Origin of the sequence: Xanthomonas sp. NCPPB 2866, from assembly GCF_041475745.2 — a bacterium.
GTDB classification, from domain to species: Bacteria; Pseudomonadota; Gammaproteobacteria; order Xanthomonadales; family Xanthomonadaceae; genus Xanthomonas; species Xanthomonas arboricola.
The window spans coordinates 707942-722674 of record NZ_CM192975.1; the positions used below are offsets into that span (position 1 = coordinate 707942).

Genomic DNA, 14733 nt, shown 5'->3' on the forward strand with positions numbered 1-14733 from the left:
GCAGGCAACCTCAGCGCTGATGACGGACCCAGTTCTCGACCGCACACAGGTCGAAGATGCGCATGACGCTGTGGTCGCCGTCGGCCAATGTGTGGTCGAAATGGTAGCGCAGGGCATCGGCGTCCAGCAGCCCCTGGCCTGCAAGCCGACCCTGCAGCAGATAATCGCGGATCTGCTGCCTGCCCCGACGATAGACCGCGCCGGAGTAGTTCATGAAGGTGCCTTTGCTGCGGCGATGCAGAATCTGCGCAGGCAGCACATCCGCAAACGCATCGCGTGCGACGGCGCGATTGCGGCCGCCAGCGATCCACATCCAGCTCGGCACTGTCAGGCAGGCCTCCACCACCGGTTGCGAGAGCAGCGGCATGCGCAGGTGCCACGATGCACTGCGCGCCAGTCCATCACGGAACACCTGGGTGCCGGCCAGATCGACGATACGTTCGCGGTCGCCGGGCAGGCTGTCGGGTGGGGCATCGAACCAGGGATGCGATTGCAATGGAACCTCAGCCTGCGTGCCTAGCAGGAACGATCGCTCCGGCTTGCGTGGCGGTCCGGCCTTGGCGAGGAGTTTCTTGATCGTCAACCTGCCTGCTTTCCACAGCGTGCACTGGTGCAGTTCGGCAAGTGCATGGACTGCGCTGAAGCCGGCGCGCAGGCCGCCTGCACGGAAGGCGTCTGCGGCGGGCGCGGCGGTTCTGGTGTTGCAGAACACGGTGTCGCCACCGCCGCCGGAAAAGAAACTGGTGATGGCCAGCTGCGTGCCGATCGCTTCTTTCAGCGCATTGGAGGCATGCTGCAGAAACCAGGTGCTGGGCGCGACCGCATGTGCCGGCGGTGCGAAATCGACCGGTGCAGCGTCGAACCCCAGGGTGCGCACGATCAGCTCGGTGCCCAACAGATCGCTCATCTGCCGGGCATAGTGCCGTTCGTCGGCGCCAGGCACCGGCGTAACCAGATTGCAGCACGCCACGCGCGCGGTGGTGTCTTTCAGGCATGCAGCCAGGATGGAGGAGTCCAGGCCGCCAGAGAGTTCCAGCAGCACGGACACATCGGTCCGCGCCCAACACGTGACGCTGGAGGCGACCGCCTGACGCAGCTGTGCCTGTGCGTCGAGTGGGTCGTGCCGGCGCCGAGAGGCTGCGACGAAATCCCAGGGGTTCCAGACTTGCTCGACACTGCTGTGGTTGGAATGTAGACACAGCTGGCTGCCCGGCAGCAGTTCGCGTACGCCGACAAGCCCGGTGCGCTCGGTCTTGAGGTGCGGGTAGTGCAGATGATGGGCGATGGAGTCCCAGTCGATCTCACGCGTGTACACACCCGCATGCGTGGCGATCGAGATGTCTGAAGCGATGAAGCCATGCTGTAGCGCGTAAACGCATGCCACGCCGCCGGAAGGCTCGCGCATGACGGTGATGGCGCTCGGGTCCGCGCGCGGTGCATGCAACAGCAGGTACTCGCCCCAGTGCGTCTCGATCAGGTGCCGTGTCCGTTGTGCTGCGGACAACGCATGCAGCGATGCGCCGTCCAGCAAGGGGGCGTTGTCGCGCTGCGAAAAGACATGGCCGATCAGTGCGCCACCACCAGGCAAGTCGAGCACGGGCGTGTCGTCTGATGCATACAGGTCGATGTGCCCAGCGCGTTGCCGTAGCTGTAACCCGATCTGGCGCAACGACGCATCGATACCGGCGCGGTCGCCATCGCGGTGTGCCTGCGCATGGTTGAACAAGGCGATGTAGCGGTACATCACACCACCCGGATGGGGGTATGCGCGTGGACGTTGCCGACCGTGTCGTTCAAGACCAGATCGCCTGTCTGTACCCAGCAATGGGCCGAAAATGGATCGAGTGCGACCCCGAAGACAAGCTGGGCGTCGAGCTGGCGCCTGCGCAGGAATCTTGCCAATGCGACTGAATCGAGCAGGCAGCGCATCTCGACCGGCACCCACACGCGTGCGCGCCGGAAGACGGACGCCGCATCGATGAGCCGTTGCTCAAGTCCGGCGACCGAGCGTTGCTGCATCCCCCGACCCTGTGCTCCAGCGGAGAGGCTGCCAAGTACCCTGCCAAGCGGGTTGCGCTTCAATGCCAGGCGTGTGGACAGCACAAGTGCCAGCACCTCGAGCTTTTCAAGCAGCTGTGGTCGTCGCGCCGGTACAGGCATTTCCATCGCGCTACGCAAAACAGGCATGACGGGAAGCTGCGGGCCGGCGGTCGCTTGCGACCGCTCCACCAGCAAGCCCCGTTCGACAAGGTCGTTGATCTCCAGGTCCGACGCCGGGTCATGTGCCAGGTAGGCGAGCAGGGAGTGCTCCAGTGCCTCGGGCAGACGGAAATAGCGGTCGTTACCGACATCCAGGAACACCAGGCGCTCGCCAATGCGGCAGAACGTTAGGTCGTTGCGCAATGTGTAGCGGTGCATGGCGCTGTCCTTGAGAGAAGGGGCGCACCGTTGCAGTGCGCCCCGTGGCCTGGGAAGTTGCTCACCGGCATGTACAGCCGAGTGGCGACTGCCGCGCGTTGGCAGCGCCTAGTCCTGGCTGATGCCCAGCGTGGTGATGCCACCCATTTCTTCGCCTGCCAATGGCCCGCCCTGTGTGTCCAGGCTTGCGATCCCAAGCACGATGAGATCCTGACCAAACGTCGTGGTATGCGCGTCGTTGTTGCTGGTATCCATGGTCTCTACTCCTGGTGGAAGAGGCGTGCACTCAGGCACGCCTCGGGTTCACTCTTCGGAAATGCCAGGCACGTTGAAGCCGCCGATTTCTTCGCCAGCGAGCGGGCCGCCTTTGGTGTCGGTGCTGGCAACGCCAAGCACCGTGATCTCGCTGGATGCATCGCTGTGGGTGGTGTCATTGATGTTCATCGCTGTCTCCTGGTTGTGTCATGGGGATCCATGACGCAGACACGTTAGGAAACAGCTGTATTGATTTTCAAATGATTAAGTCGTGACACCGTCATAATTAAATGCACTGTGTGACCGTCGTCGAAGATGACCGCAATCCTGGCCGGTGGCGTCGCTTCGTACCTTCGCGCCGCATCAGGCACAGGTTGCCGGCAGCTCGCAAGCACAGCATGCAGGTCCCGCAATGTGCTGCGTTGACGACACTCAGTTGCCGAAGCTGGAAGCCTGATTGAGGCGCTCATTCATGACCGCCACGATGCGCGGCACGGCCTGGATGCGGCGTACGTGATAGGCATGCAACGCTGTCTGCAACGCGGCAAGGTTGCGCTGCTGCCAGTGCAGCGTGAGCTCTGCCAGTTCTTCCTCAAGAGAGTCGAGCAGGCCATGTTTGGCACGTCGCACCGGTGCCAACCGGTCGTTGGTCTGTCTGACGGCATGATGCAGCGACCAATGCGCAGCGGCGTGGGCAATGGCGTCGAAGAGCTTCCAGGTCTGCTTGACCACGTCCGCAGGTGCGGTGGTGGGCTCCAACTCGCCAGCGGCGTGCGGTGTCGATGCAACGCCGATATCGCAGGCCATCCGCAACAGGCGGTCCATCCAGTCGTAAAGATCCCGCAGCGCGACCTCGGTGAGCAGCGGCACCTGCAAGCCATAGCGTGCGTGATCGATGACCAGGCCTTCGCCGACCAGGCGATGCAACGCAAGGTGTACTGGCGTGGGGCTGACCTTGAACTCGGCAGCCAGCGTTGTCGGGTCGATGCGCTGACCGGGTCGATACCGGCCGGATTGCAGTGCGCGCCTGACCTGCGCATAGGCGATGGTACGTTTGGAGTGGATCCCATGCATGGCGAACTCCTTGTCTGACCGCGACTCCTCCCCTGGCCGGATCGTACATGCAATGGCTGCGGCAGGAGTTGCTGCGGTAGTCCTTTTTTGGCCACAGTCCTGTCGCATCGCGCTGCGGAGGAGGCAGGCTTGGAGTCAATACCCTGTCCCGACAGTAATAGTTTTAATAACGCACAAACTGGGATCAAAAAAGAGGGCCGCCTGGTATGCCAGGGCGGCCCTCGTATGGACATTATCTGTTCCTGCTATCGCGTGGCACGCCTGTCGTGCCAGACGCTGTGCCTTGTTTAGCGGAACGACTCGCGCAGCCGCTTGCCTGCGTACTCCTGTGCGGCCTTGGCCTTGGCAACGACGGCGGCGCAGCCAAAGAACTCGTGCGTCACGCCGGTGTAGACCTCACGCTCGACCGGTACGTTGGCGTCCTTGAGTGCGTCTTCCAGCTTGGCGCCGTCGCTGCGCAGCGGGTCGATGGTGGCGTTGATGATCGTCACCGGTGCCAGGCCGCGCAGGTTGGCGTTGACCAGGTCCAGACGCGTATCTGCCTTGTCGGCGTCGCTGCGGATCAGGTGCCCCACGAACCATTCGATCATGGTCTTGTTGAGGGGCTTGGCGATGGCGTTTTCGATGTAGGACTCGGTGTGCAGGCTGCCGGTCTGCCCGACGGGGTAGACCGCCAGAATATGCGTCGGTGCCGGCAGCCCCTTGTCGCGCGCGGCTACCGCCGTGGCGATCGCGAGGTTGCCGCCGGCGCTCTCGCCTGCGAGGGCGACACGCTGCGGGTTGCCGCCGATGCTTGCCGCGTTTGCCAGCACCCATTCGTAGGCGGCGAGCGCGTCGTCCCAGGCGGCGGGGAACTTGTGTTCGGGCGCCTGGCGATAGTCTACCGAGACCACGATGGCGCCGGTTTCCTTGGCGAGCCCGCGCGCGCCGCCATCATAGACCTCGGCATTGGCGATCACCCAGCCACCGCCGTGGAAATAGACAATGACCGGCAGTGCGGTGCCGCCCTGTGGGGTATAGACGAAGGCCGGGAGATTGCCGGCGGGCGTTTCCAGGGTGTGGGAGGTGCGCTTGACGCCGGGCACCAGCGCCTCCGGGTCGGCGGACTTGCCCTGGTCGTGCAGGAGCTTCTTGACCGCATCGGCAATGGTCGGCTGCTGCCGGGCTTCGGCCGGCGTCAGCTTCTCGATGGCCTTGGGTTCGAGCGCATCGTGGGCCTGGGCCAGGTCGTGCATGTCGTCATCGGCACGGATGGCGCCGATGACGTTGGAGAGGGTGTCGATGATCGGGTTGGGCTTGCCGTGCTCTGTCATGTGGGCGTCTCGGTTGATTGACCGTGACGTTAGCGGCGGTGCAGTCAATGGGGCGACAAGGGAGCTCGGCCGTTATGCACATGGCGGCAACATTCGCAGCAGGCGCCGGTGCAGGCACCTGGCGATTGAAAGCCCTTACCAATCCGTCGGCGCATAGTCCTTGAGGAACTGCCCCCACACATGCTCGCCGGTGTTGGCGCCGTGGATGATGGGGTCGACGATGCGCGCGGCGCCGTCGACGATGTCCAGCGGCGGGTGGAAGCGTTCCTGCTGAACCTTGAGCGCGGCGATGTCCGCCGGATCCTCGTCGGTGACCCAGCCGGTGTCGACGCTGTTCATGTGGATGCCGTCGTTCTGGTAATCGGCCGCCGAGGTGCGCGTCATCATGTTCAACGCGGCCTTGGCCATGTTGGTATGCGGATGCCGGGTGGTCTTGAAGTTGCGGTAGAACTGCCCTTCCATCGCCGAGACGTTGACGATGTGCTTGTCGCGCTCGGGCGTGCGCAGCATCAGCGGCTTCAGCCGCGCGTTGATGATGAAGGGCGCGATGGCGTTGACCAGCTGGGTTTCCAGCAGTTCCACCGAGGGCACTTCGTCCATCAGCAGGCGCCAGGAGTTGCGCCCGCGCAAATCCACCTGCTGCAGGTCCTGATCCAGGCGTCCATCCGGGAACAGGTGCTGCTGGCCGACCAGTTCGTCGTCCAGCAACGCCACCTGCGACAGCTCGGCGGCGCGGGTGAGCCCATCGGCGCCGTCCAGGCCGCGGCCATGCACCGCCGGCAGCGCCATTGCCGAGGCATCGCGCAGCAGTTCGGGCGTGCGCAGGCCCTCGTAATGGCCGACCAGGTTGCGTACGGTTTCCGGCAACTCATGCAGCGCGGCGGTCTCGCCGGCCATCATGTGCGCGTAGAACTGCGGCGGGCGGCGCACGGTCTGGCAGGCGTTGTTGATGATGAAGTCCAGCCGGTCGCGGGTGGCCAGCAGCTGGCTGCAGAACGCTTCCACGCTGGGGGTGTGGCGCAGATCCAGGCCGAACACCTGCAGGCGATGGCCCCATTCGGTGAAGTCCGGCTCCTGCGCATAGCGCGCGGCCGAATCGCGCGGAAATCGCGTGGTGACGATCAGTTCCGCGCCGGCGCGCAGCAGCTTCAAACCGGCCTGATAGCCGATCTTGACCCGTCCGCCGGTCAGCAGCGCCACGCGTCCGCGCAGGTCGGCGGTTTCGGTGCGCTTGAAGTAGTTCAGCTCGGCGCAGGCCGGGCACATCTGGTCGTAGAAATGATGCAGCTGGGTGAACTTCTGCTTGCAGACGTAGCAGTGGCGCAACTCCGGCGAATGCGTGGGCTCCGGTGCGGCAGTGGCATTCTGGCCGTTGTGCGCGTCGTGCAGGCCGGCGGCATGCGGCGGGAAGAAATTGGGCGTGCTGAACACCGGTTTGCGCCGCAGCGCGCGGATGCCGCGCTGCTCGAGCAGCGCTTCGGCCTTGCGCACCTTCTCCTGGTGCCGCTCGCGCTCGCGTTGCTTGAGCAGCTGCCGCCGCGCCTTGGGCTCGGGGTGATAGACCCTGGCCACCACCTGGTGCAGCCGCACGCGGTCGGCCTCGGGCAGCGTGTCGAGCACGCTGCGGTCGGCCTCGATGGCCTCCAGCAGGTCCAGCGCCGCGCGCAGGCGGTCGGTCAGGGGCAGGTCGTCGGCGGGCGGGGGTGGGGTGTTGGTGTTCAAGATGGATCCGGAAAAGAGCGACAGAAGGCGGAGCGCATGCAGCGGGCGGCGCGGTGGACGCGATGGATGGCGGCCAGCGGCCACGCTGGCCTGGACCGCTGCCGCCGCAGGCCGGAGCGTCCGGACCGCGGCTATTTTCGCCGATCCTTGGGTGTGCGCGCCAATGACAGGGCTGGATGGGCTGCGGCAGTGCGGGCGTCGCTGCCGGGGATGCATCCAATCGCCGCGCAGGGCGTGCGCCCGGTTCAGCTCTCAGCACGCGGCTGGAAGGCCTGCGTGCACGTGCTTGCATGCAGCGACGTGTTGCCGCCCGTCATGCGGGAGGCCGGGGTGCGATCGCATCCCGGATTGGATAATCTTTCCCCATACCGGAGGGGCCTCACGCCCGTCCATTCAAGGGGACATTGATGAAGAATTCCATGCTGGCTTTCGGGCTGGCCGGCTTGCTCTGTGCGTGTACGGTGGTCTCGCCCGATCCGGGACAACAGGCCGTGCTGGTGGATAAACCGCTGTTCTTTGGCAAGGGGGGCATCCGCCTGGACGATGTGCGTGATCCCGGGCGCACGTACACCTGGTTGACCACCTCTGCGTCATATGTGGATGTCACCCCGCAAACCGTGCAGGTGGCCTTCGACGATTTCTCCTCCAGCGACAATATCCTGTTGGACTTCTCGACCCAGATCCAGTACCGGATCACCGCCCCGGCCTTGCTGCTGTCCGGGTTTGGGCAGGACTGGTTCAAGAACAATGTCGCCAGCCAGTACGCGTCCATCGTGCGCGATCAGGTCAAGCGCTACGACATGACCAAGATGATGAGCGACCCGGATACCGCCAGGAAAATCGACGATTCGGTCACCCAGAACGTCAGCGCGCTGGTCAAGCAACAAGGCTTGCCGATCCAGATCCAGAACATCACGCTCGGACGCGCGCGCCCCAATCCGGACGTGTTGCAGCAGATGAACCTCACCGCTGCGCAGCAACAGCGTGTCAAGACGCTGGTCGAGGCGACGACCGCAGAGCGGCAACGCGAGCAGGAACAGGTTGCCAAGGCCGATGCCGACAATGCATACCGCAACCGCATGGGCCTGACGCCCGAGCAGTACCTGGCCAGCCAGATCGCCGAGCTCAATGCCGATGCCTGCAAGAAGGCGCAGGCCTGCTACATGGTGCCTTCCGGCACGTCGGTGATTGCCAGGTAGCGTGCGCTGCCGGCCGATGGCAACGCGGGGCTCCTGTTGCCTTGCAGTGGTGGGTCTTCGGTCTGCAAACGCTGCTGGCTGCTCGCGTCCGCTCACGCCACCACGGCCGCTCACGCACTCTCCAGACCGGCTGGGCTAGGGTTGCGGCCTACTGTGGTAGCGGAGAAGGCAGCATGGGCCTGTTGGTCGATGGCAAGTGGCAGGACAGTTGGTACGACACCGACAAGAGCGGTGGGCGTTTCGAACGCTCGCAATCGCAGTTCCGCAATTGGGTGACGCGCGATGGCAGCCCCGGCCCGCATGGGGACGGTGGCTTTCAGGCCGCTCCCGGGCGCTATCACCTGTATGTGTCGCTGGCCTGCCCGTGGGCGCATCGCACATTGATCTTCCGGCGCCTGAAAGGTCTGGAGTCGATGATCGACGTGTCGGTGGTGCACTGGCTGATGGGCAAGCAGGGCTGGACGTTTGCGCCAGGGCCGGGCGTGGTGGGCGATGCGCTCCACCAGGCGCAGCATCTGTACGAGGTCTATCTGAAGGCGGATCCGCAGTATTCCGGGCGCGTGACCGTGCCGGTGCTATGGGATCGCGAGCGCAACACGGTGGTCAGCAACGAGTCGGCCGACATCATTCGCATGTTCAATAGCGCCTTCGACGCGGTCGGCGCTGCGCCCGGCGATTTCTATCCGGCGCCGCTGCGCGAGCAGATAGATGCGATCAATGCGCGCGTGTACGACACCGTCAACAATGGCGTGTACAAGGCGGGCTTTGCCACCACGCAGGCTGCGTACGAAGAGGCGGTGGTGCCGCTATTCGAGAGCCTGGATTGGCTGGATGCACGCCTGGGCCAGCAGCGCTACCTGTGCGGCGACCGGCTCACCGAAGCGGACTGGCGCCTGTTCACCACGCTGGTGCGTTTCGACGCGGTGTATGTCGGCCATTTCAAGTGCAATCTGCGGCGCATTGCCGATTATCCGCAGTTGTCCGGCTACCTGCGTGAGCTGTATCAGATGCCGGGTATCGCAGACACGGTGAATTTCCAGCACATCAAGCACCATTACTACCAGAGTCACGACATGATCAACCCCACCGGCATCGTGCCGCTGGGGCCGGTGTTGGATCTGCAGGCGCCGCACGGGCGTGGCGGCTGATGCAGCTGTTCGCCGAATGCTGCCGGATATCCACGTGCTGCCCTAAGCTGTGCGCCTTCGATACAAACAGGAGTGATGCGTGCTGAATCATGTGATGGTGGGATCGAACGATATCGCGCGATCCAGGCAGTTCTACGATGCAGTGCTTGGCGGCGTCCTCGGTGCCGCCGAACCGCTGGTCAATCCTGCCAACTCGGGCCATGTGCGCCTGTTCTATCGCCACGCCGGCAGTACGTTCGTTGTCAGCGAGCCGATCAACGATGCGCCCGCGACCAGCGGCAACGGCGCCACCGTGGGCTTCAGCTGCGGCTCGCCCGAGCAGGTGCATGCCTTCCACGACGCTGCGGTGGCGGCAGGTGGTGTGTCCATCGAAGATCCACCGGGCGTGCGTGAGAGCCGCATGGGGCCGGTCTGGCTGGCCTACGTGCGCGACCCGGACGGCAACAAGCTGTGCGCGATCTATCGGCCTGCATAGGCTGTAATCCCTGCGCTGCTGCAACTGCCGCAGCGCGAGCGCGCACCGAGTCATCGCTTCGCTATGGCGACGGTGGAACAGCCGCCGCCATAGCGCGCCCTGTGGTTGCAGCGCGCGACAGGCTTAGGTGAGTGACGTCGCGCTAGTGCTTGGCCGCGTCGCGCATGATCAACGTCGCTGCGCCCACCGTGATCGCGTCTTCGACCACGCCGGTGCTGGTCTGGCCGTAGCGGTCGATCGCACGCATGCGCAGGTTGAACGTGAGATAGGCGGCCGCCACTGCGGTGGACGCGCCCAGGAGTGCGGCGACGCCGCGCTGGTGGCGCGGAGCCAGGGCCGCGCCGACGATCACGCCGGTGGCGATGCGCGCGATCATGCCGGGCAGCACGATGCGGTCGGGCGCGGTTTTCATCTTGTCGCCTGCCAGCTCGCCGCCGGCAAGCGCGAGCATGCCGGCCGACGCCAGCGGATTGGCCAGCAGTGGCGGTGCGCCGTTGTCGGCAGGAAGCTTGCCGGTACGCGCAGCATTGGTGACCGCCGCCAGCGGCGTCATCGAGCGCATGCCGGCGACGGCGCCCATCAGGATGGAATGAATCAAAGCCATGTACACCTCTGCGTGTGCTCAACAATCGCAGGCGGAATGCGCTGCGTGCGGCACGCTGTATGGATGTGCACACACTAGGCCGGCGCATGTATGGGCGTTGGCAAGAGCTTGTGCATGCCGTGCATTGGCGGCGCCCGCACGGCACTGGATGTGCGGGCGATGCGCCGCCCGGAATGTATCGGCTTGCGCCGCGCAACCAGGCGCGCGGCATTGCACTCAGGGAGCCTTGGTGCCCAACAGGAACTTCAGCCCATGGGTGATGCCGCGCGGCGCGACACTCAGGTGATCTTCGTCGTTGAGCACCTCCAGCTCCAGCTGCAGCGACGGATACTGTCTCGCGCGCAGCGTCTGCACCAGGTTCCTGGCATCGATCACCATGTCGTACTGCTTGTTGTAGCGCATCTGCTCGTACTCGCCGACATACATGTAGACCCGCGCCGGCGCATCGGTGTGTACCGCAGCGAAGCGCTTTTCCTGCGCGGCCGTGGCGTGCTCGCCGTACCAATACGAGGGGCTGCCAAGCAGATAGCCGGAAAACATCTGCGGTGTGCTCAACAGGATCTGGGTGCCGAGCAGGCCACCGTAGGAATGCCCGAGAAACAGGCGCTTGCCTTCGTCGGTTCGGTAGCGGCCGGCAATGAAGGGCAGCACCTGCTGGCGCAGGTAGGACGCGTAGGCCGTACTGCCACCGTGGGTTGCATTGGGCGGTGCGGTGCCGCCATTTTCCAGTGTCGGGGTGTAATCGCGCCGCCGGCTGGGCATTGGCTCGTCGCCCACCGCGTAGGACAGCCCGACCAGGATGAAGTCCTCGATTGCCGGCCCGTCGCCGTTCAAGCGGCGCGCGATCTGCCGCACCACCGGGAACGCATAGTCGCTATCGGTGACGTAAAGAACCGGATAGCGACGCTCCGGGTGGTCGGCGTAGCCGGCCGGCAAGCCGACAACGACCTGATAGCGGCGGCCTGATGCTGGATCCGGGACATCCCAAACCTGGCTGTCGACAATCTCGTACGGCTGGCCTTCGCCGCGTTGCCCAGCTAGCGCGGTCGCCATGGCCGCTTTGGCAGGTGCCGGTGGTTGCTGCGGCACAGCCGCCTTTTCCTGCGGTGCGGGTGGTGCATTGATGCAGCCAACCAGTGACAAGGCGAGCAGCCCTGCCGGCAATGCCTTGTTCAAGGTTCTCTCCTGACCACGCGCGGCATTCCCGCGCATCAATTCAAACGACCGACATACGCCAGCACGGGAGCGGCCGCCATATCGTTCGGGTTGGTGCCAGGCAGGCCTTGCGGCACGTCCATGCCCTTGCTGCGGTAAAAGTCGGTCCAGTACTGCGAGATCTTGCCGGTCTGCAGGTTCTTGAAGTTCATCGGTTGCAGGGCGAAGACGTGCCGTGCGCGGAACGCGCGTTCGATGAAGTCCGAGCAGTAGTAGCTGTTGTCGTCCTGCAGGTAGGTCTGGTTGTAAGGCTTGCCGAGCATGCGCCGTGCCTGCGCGATGGCGCCGGGGATCGCATTGCGCTGTTCTTCCGTCAGCCGGTATACATGGATCTGCCGATGCTTGGCGTTGGCTTCTTCGACGAATGCCTGCAGCGGCTGCTGCCGCGAGCCTTGTTCGTCTGCGTGCAGCAGCACCTGTCCGGTAGCGTCATGGGCGAGCAGTGCCACATGATCGAAGCTGGGGGCATCCTGCCTGGCGGTGGCATCGTCGATGGCACCGCTCAGGCCGGTGCGGGCGGCGGTGACGAACAGCAAGTCGCCGTCCTGCAGCTGTACGGCGATGGAGGTGGTGGGCAGCAGTACCAGTGCAAGCACGGCGAGCAAGAAGAGGGTGCGCATGGGAGGCCGGCAGGTGGTGCAAGGGCCACCATTATCGCCAGGAACGCGGGCCGGCTGCCGATGCGCGATGCGCTCTGTAGAATGCAACTGCCAGCGGGCGTCGCCGCCGCCATCGCGTCGCGGCAATCCCTGTCCGTCTGGAGTGTTGCATGCGTGCTTCTTCTGCGTTGTCGCCGATCGGCCGGCTGTTTGCGGTGGCCGCCTTTATCGAGGGGCTGACCTGGGCCGGGTTGTTGCTCGGCATGTTGCTCAAGTACGGCACGCACACCACCGAGCTTGTGGTGTGGCTGTTCGGGCGCCTGCATGGCGCGGCCTTCCTGTTCTATGTGGCGGTCAGCGTGCTTGCCGCGCTGCGCCTGCGCTGGCCGTGGTGGGCGTGGGCGCTGAGCCTGCTGGCCGCGTTGCCGCCGCTGGTGACGGTGCCGCTGGAAATGTGGTTCCGGCGTATCGGTCTGTTGGGCCCGCGCGCACGCGCCGGTACCTGAGCATGTCGGCGCAGGCCAAGCAACATTGATGCCGCGTGCTTTGCATGGCACCGCGCCAGACGATGGACTCCACAAACCGCCTTTGCCACCATAGGCGGACCAAGGAAGAGGCGGAGTGTCGCAATGCATTATTGGATGAGGGTGGCGACTGCCGCGCTGGCAGTGGCAATGACCATCGCGGTGCCGGCTCGCGCGCAGACGCCGCCGCAACCGCTGGATCTGACGCCCTATCTCAAAAGCGACCAGTTCGAGCGGATCAAGATCTCGCCGACGGGTGAGTATTTTGCACTCACCATGCCGCTGGAAGATCGCACCGTGCTGGGCATCGTACGGCGTCAGGACAAGGTGGCCACCGCGAAAGTCACCGGTGGCGCCAACAGCGTGGTGGACGATTTCTGGTGGGCCAGCGACGACCGCATCGTGGTGTCGATGGCGCAGCGGCTGGGGTCGCGCGACGAGCCGATGGCGATCGGCCAGCTGCATGCCATCGACGCCGATGGCAAGAATGGCCGCCTGTTGGCCAGCCCCTATGGCACCAATCCGGATATCAACGGCGTGCAGTTGAAGATGGACCTGGAGCCAGGCACGTTCATGCTCGATACCTTGCCGGGCGATCCGCGCAACATCCTGGTGTCGACGATCCCGTTCGTCGGCGACCCGAACATCCGCATCGACAAGCTGGACATCCAGACCGGCCGGCGCAGTACCGTGGCGACCTCGCCGGTGCGGCGCGCAAACTTCGTGACCGATCAGCAGGGACGCATCCGCTTCGCCAACGGCGCCGACGTGAGCAACGTCAGCAAGCTGTATTACCGCGACGACGATGCCGCACCGTGGCGGTTGGTCAATGATGCCGCCAGCAGCGGGCATCGCGAATTTCCGCTCGGTTTTGCGGCCGATGGCAACAAGGCCTATCTGCAGGTGGAACAGGCGAGCGGCACCGATGTGCTGGTGGGATGGGACCCGGCCAGCGGCAAATCCACGCCGTTGTTGCACGACGACACCGTCGACCCCTACCGGATCCTGCGCGATCTGGACGGCACCACGCCGATCGGCGCGTCCTACATGAGCGACCGGGTGCGCAACCGCTTCTTCGACGAGAAGTCACCGACGGCCAGGCTCTACCGCAGCCTGGAAAAAGCCTTCGACGGCAACGCGGTCTACATCACCTCGGCCACCCGCGACCGTCGCCTGGTGCTGGTGTACGTGTGGAGCGATCGCAATAACGGCGACTATTACCTGTTCGATACGGTCAGCAAGCATGCAGACCGCGTGTTCAGCCGCCGCGAGTGGTTCCCGCCCGATGCCGTCCCGGCGAGCAGGCAGGTAAGTTTCCAGGCGCGCGATGGCCTGCAGTTGCACGGCTATCTGACCCAGCCGCTGCATGCCGAGGCAGGCACGCCGCTGCCGTTGATCGTGATGCCGCACGGCGGGCCGTTCGATGTCTTCGACAAATGGGAGTTCGATGACGAGGCGCAGCTGCTGGCCGTCGCGGGCTACGCGGTGCTGCGCGTCAATTACCGCGGTTCGGCCAATTACGGGCGTGCCTTCACCCAGGCCGGCGCCAGGGAGTGGGGCGGGCGCATGCAGGACGATCTCACCGACGCCACCCGCTGGGCGATCGCGCAGGGCGTGGCCGATGCCTCGCACATCTGTCTCTACGGCGCCAGTTACGGTGGCTATGCTGCGCTGATGGGCGTTGCGAAGGAGCCGGCCCTGTATCGCTGCGCCGCCGGCTATGTCGGCGTCTACGATCTGGACATGATGGCGCGCGACACCGCGCGCTACGCGCGCTGGGCCAAGAACTGGACCGGCGACTGGCTGGGCGCCCGCGACACCCTGGCGGCACGCTCGCCGGTGATGCTGGCCAGGCAGATCAAGGTGCCGGTGTTTCTGGCGGCAGGCGGCAAGGACGAGCGTGCGCCGATCGAACACACCAAGCGCATGGAGCGCGCACTGAAAGGCGCCGGCGTGCCGGTGGAGGCGCTGTATTTCCCCAATGAAGGCCACGGCTTCTACACCGAGCCGCATCGTCGCGAGTACTACACCCGCTTGCTGGCGTTCCTGAGCACACAGTTGGGTGGCAGTACGGCGAAGTAGGCGGGTGGTGGTTCCATCCGGCGTTGTCCGGATGGAACGTGTGGCCAAGCTGCGCAGCGATCGGTGAGTGTCGCGGCCGGGGCCGCTCCTACGTGGCAGGGGCCT

15 protein-coding genes are annotated in these 14733 nt (G+C 64.9%); 5 read left to right on the top strand and 10 right to left on the bottom strand.

The window, feature by feature from the left end; translation table 11 throughout:
- Positions 1-10 precede the first annotated feature (10 nt).
- The 7 genes from ACCQ04_RS03050 to ACCQ04_RS03080 form a co-directional block, all read right to left on the bottom strand.
- Entirely contained in the window at positions 11-1744 is a 1734-nt protein-coding gene (locus tag ACCQ04_RS03050) for a lasso peptide isopeptide bond-forming cyclase (RefSeq protein WP_372358680.1), read from the bottom strand.
- The gene (locus tag ACCQ04_RS03055; RefSeq protein ID WP_372358681.1) at positions 1744-2418 is read right to left on the bottom strand and encodes a lasso peptide biosynthesis B2 protein; all 675 of its coding nucleotides are present in this window, start codon (positions 2416-2418) and stop codon (positions 1744-1746) included. The genes ACCQ04_RS03050 and ACCQ04_RS03055 overlap by 1 nt, the downstream gene beginning before the upstream one ends.
- 108 nt (positions 2419-2526) lie before the next feature.
- A complete protein-coding gene (locus tag ACCQ04_RS03060) occupies positions 2527-2673 on the bottom strand; it encodes a benenodin family lasso peptide (protein ID WP_104533192.1) in 147 nt (48 codons plus the stop codon).
- 48 nt (positions 2674-2721) lie between these two features.
- Positions 2722-2862 carry a lasso peptide xanthomonin 1 gene (locus ACCQ04_RS03065; protein ID WP_016903879.1) on the bottom strand — a complete coding sequence of 47 codons (141 nt, stop codon included), beginning with the start codon at positions 2860-2862 and terminating at the stop codon, positions 2722-2724.
- A 243-nt stretch (positions 2863-3105) separates the two neighbouring features.
- Positions 3106-3747 carry a GntR family transcriptional regulator gene (locus ACCQ04_RS03070; protein WP_372358682.1) on the bottom strand — a complete coding sequence of 214 codons (642 nt, stop codon included), beginning with the start codon at positions 3745-3747 and terminating at the stop codon, positions 3106-3108.
- 287 nt (positions 3748-4034) lie between these two features.
- Positions 4035-5060 (bottom strand): alpha/beta hydrolase, encoded by a 1026-nt coding sequence (locus ACCQ04_RS03075; protein ID WP_372358683.1) that lies wholly within the window; start codon positions 5058-5060, stop codon positions 4035-4037.
- Positions 5061-5195: 135 nt separating this feature from the next.
- Positions 5196-6782, bottom strand: coding sequence for an SDR family NAD(P)-dependent oxidoreductase (locus ACCQ04_RS03080; RefSeq protein ID WP_372358684.1), 1587 nt, complete (start codon positions 6780-6782; stop codon positions 5196-5198).
- 419 nt (positions 6783-7201) lie between these two features.
- On the opposite strand from ACCQ04_RS03080, the gene ACCQ04_RS03085 reads away from it, so the two are divergent.
- The 3 genes from ACCQ04_RS03085 to ACCQ04_RS03095 all read left to right on the top strand — a co-directional run bounded on the left by ACCQ04_RS03085 (position 7202) and on the right by ACCQ04_RS03095 (position 9604).
- Positions 7202-7981, top strand: coding sequence for an SPFH domain-containing protein (locus tag ACCQ04_RS03085; protein WP_046345603.1), 780 nt, complete (start codon positions 7202-7204; stop codon positions 7979-7981).
- A 173-nt stretch (positions 7982-8154) separates the two neighbouring features.
- Positions 8155-9129, top strand: coding sequence for a glutathione S-transferase family protein (locus ACCQ04_RS03090; RefSeq protein ID WP_039513158.1), 975 nt, complete (start codon positions 8155-8157; stop codon positions 9127-9129).
- Positions 9130-9208: 79 nt separating this feature from the next.
- Positions 9209-9604, top strand: coding sequence for a VOC family protein (locus ACCQ04_RS03095; protein ID WP_372358685.1), 396 nt, complete (start codon positions 9209-9211; stop codon positions 9602-9604).
- Positions 9605-9746: 142 nt separating this feature from the next.
- Here ACCQ04_RS03095 and ACCQ04_RS03100 read toward each other — a convergent pair whose 3' ends face one another.
- The 3 genes from ACCQ04_RS03100 to ACCQ04_RS03110 all read right to left on the bottom strand — a co-directional run bounded on the left by ACCQ04_RS03100 (position 9747) and on the right by ACCQ04_RS03110 (position 12043).
- Positions 9747-10208: a membrane protein gene (locus ACCQ04_RS03100; protein ID WP_024937826.1), complete on the bottom strand. Its 462-nt coding sequence runs from the start codon at positions 10206-10208 to the stop codon at positions 9747-9749.
- A 216-nt stretch (positions 10209-10424) separates the two neighbouring features.
- Positions 10425-11420 carry an alpha/beta hydrolase gene (locus ACCQ04_RS03105; protein ID WP_372358686.1) on the bottom strand — a complete coding sequence of 332 codons (996 nt, stop codon included), beginning with the start codon at positions 11418-11420 and terminating at the stop codon, positions 10425-10427.
- A complete protein-coding gene (locus tag ACCQ04_RS03110) occupies positions 11420-12043 on the bottom strand; it encodes a YiiX/YebB-like N1pC/P60 family cysteine hydrolase (protein WP_372358687.1) in 624 nt (207 codons plus the stop codon). Before ACCQ04_RS03110 ends, ACCQ04_RS03105 begins: the two co-directional genes overlap by 1 nt.
- Before the next feature lie 149 nt (positions 12044-12192).
- On the opposite strand from ACCQ04_RS03110, the gene ACCQ04_RS03115 reads away from it, so the two are divergent.
- A complete protein-coding gene (locus ACCQ04_RS03115; RefSeq protein WP_024937823.1) occupies positions 12193-12528 on the top strand; it encodes a DUF3817 domain-containing protein in 336 nt (111 codons plus the stop codon).
- Between the two features lie 123 nt (positions 12529-12651).
- Positions 12652-14628, top strand: a complete 1977-nt coding sequence (locus tag ACCQ04_RS03120) for an alpha/beta hydrolase family protein (RefSeq protein WP_506191514.1) — start codon at positions 12652-12654, stop codon at positions 14626-14628.
- Positions 14629-14733: the final 105 nt, after the last annotated feature.

Excerpts from the sequence above, each read along its gene's own strand:
- ACCQ04_RS03050 (WP_372358680.1), bottom strand. The coding sequence starts at position 1,744 with ATGTACCGCTACATCGCCTTGTTCAACCATGCGCAGGCACACCGCGAT.
- ACCQ04_RS03055 (WP_372358681.1), bottom strand. The coding sequence starts at position 2,418 with ATGCACCGCTACACATTGCGCAACGACCTAACGTTCTGCCGCATTGGC.
- ACCQ04_RS03060 (WP_104533192.1), bottom strand. The coding sequence starts at position 2,673 with ATGGATACCAGCAACAACGACGCGCATACCACGACGTTTGGTCAGGAT.
- ACCQ04_RS03065 (WP_016903879.1), bottom strand. The coding sequence starts at position 2,862 with ATGAACATCAATGACACCACCCACAGCGATGCATCCAGCGAGATCACG.
- ACCQ04_RS03070 (WP_372358682.1), bottom strand. The coding sequence starts at position 3,747 with ATGCATGGGATCCACTCCAAACGTACCATCGCCTATGCGCAGGTCAGG.
- ACCQ04_RS03075 (WP_372358683.1), bottom strand. The coding sequence starts at position 5,060 with ATGACAGAGCACGGCAAGCCCAACCCGATCATCGACACCCTCTCCAAC.
- ACCQ04_RS03085 (WP_046345603.1), top strand. The coding sequence starts at position 7,202 with ATGCTGGCTTTCGGGCTGGCCGGCTTGCTCTGTGCGTGTACGGTGGTC.
- ACCQ04_RS03090 (WP_039513158.1), top strand. The coding sequence starts at position 8,155 with ATGGGCCTGTTGGTCGATGGCAAGTGGCAGGACAGTTGGTACGACACC.
- ACCQ04_RS03100 (WP_024937826.1), bottom strand. The coding sequence starts at position 10,208 with ATGGCTTTGATTCATTCCATCCTGATGGGCGCCGTCGCCGGCATGCGC.
- ACCQ04_RS03105 (WP_372358686.1), bottom strand. The coding sequence starts at position 11,420 with ATGCGCGGGAATGCCGCGCGTGGTCAGGAGAGAACCTTGAACAAGGCA.
- ACCQ04_RS03110 (WP_372358687.1), bottom strand. The coding sequence starts at position 12,043 with ATGCGCACCCTCTTCTTGCTCGCCGTGCTTGCACTGGTACTGCTGCCC.
- ACCQ04_RS03115 (WP_024937823.1), top strand. The coding sequence starts at position 12,193 with ATGCGTGCTTCTTCTGCGTTGTCGCCGATCGGCCGGCTGTTTGCGGTG.
- ACCQ04_RS03120 (WP_506191514.1), top strand. The coding sequence starts at position 12,652 with ATGCATTATTGGATGAGGGTGGCGACTGCCGCGCTGGCAGTGGCAATG.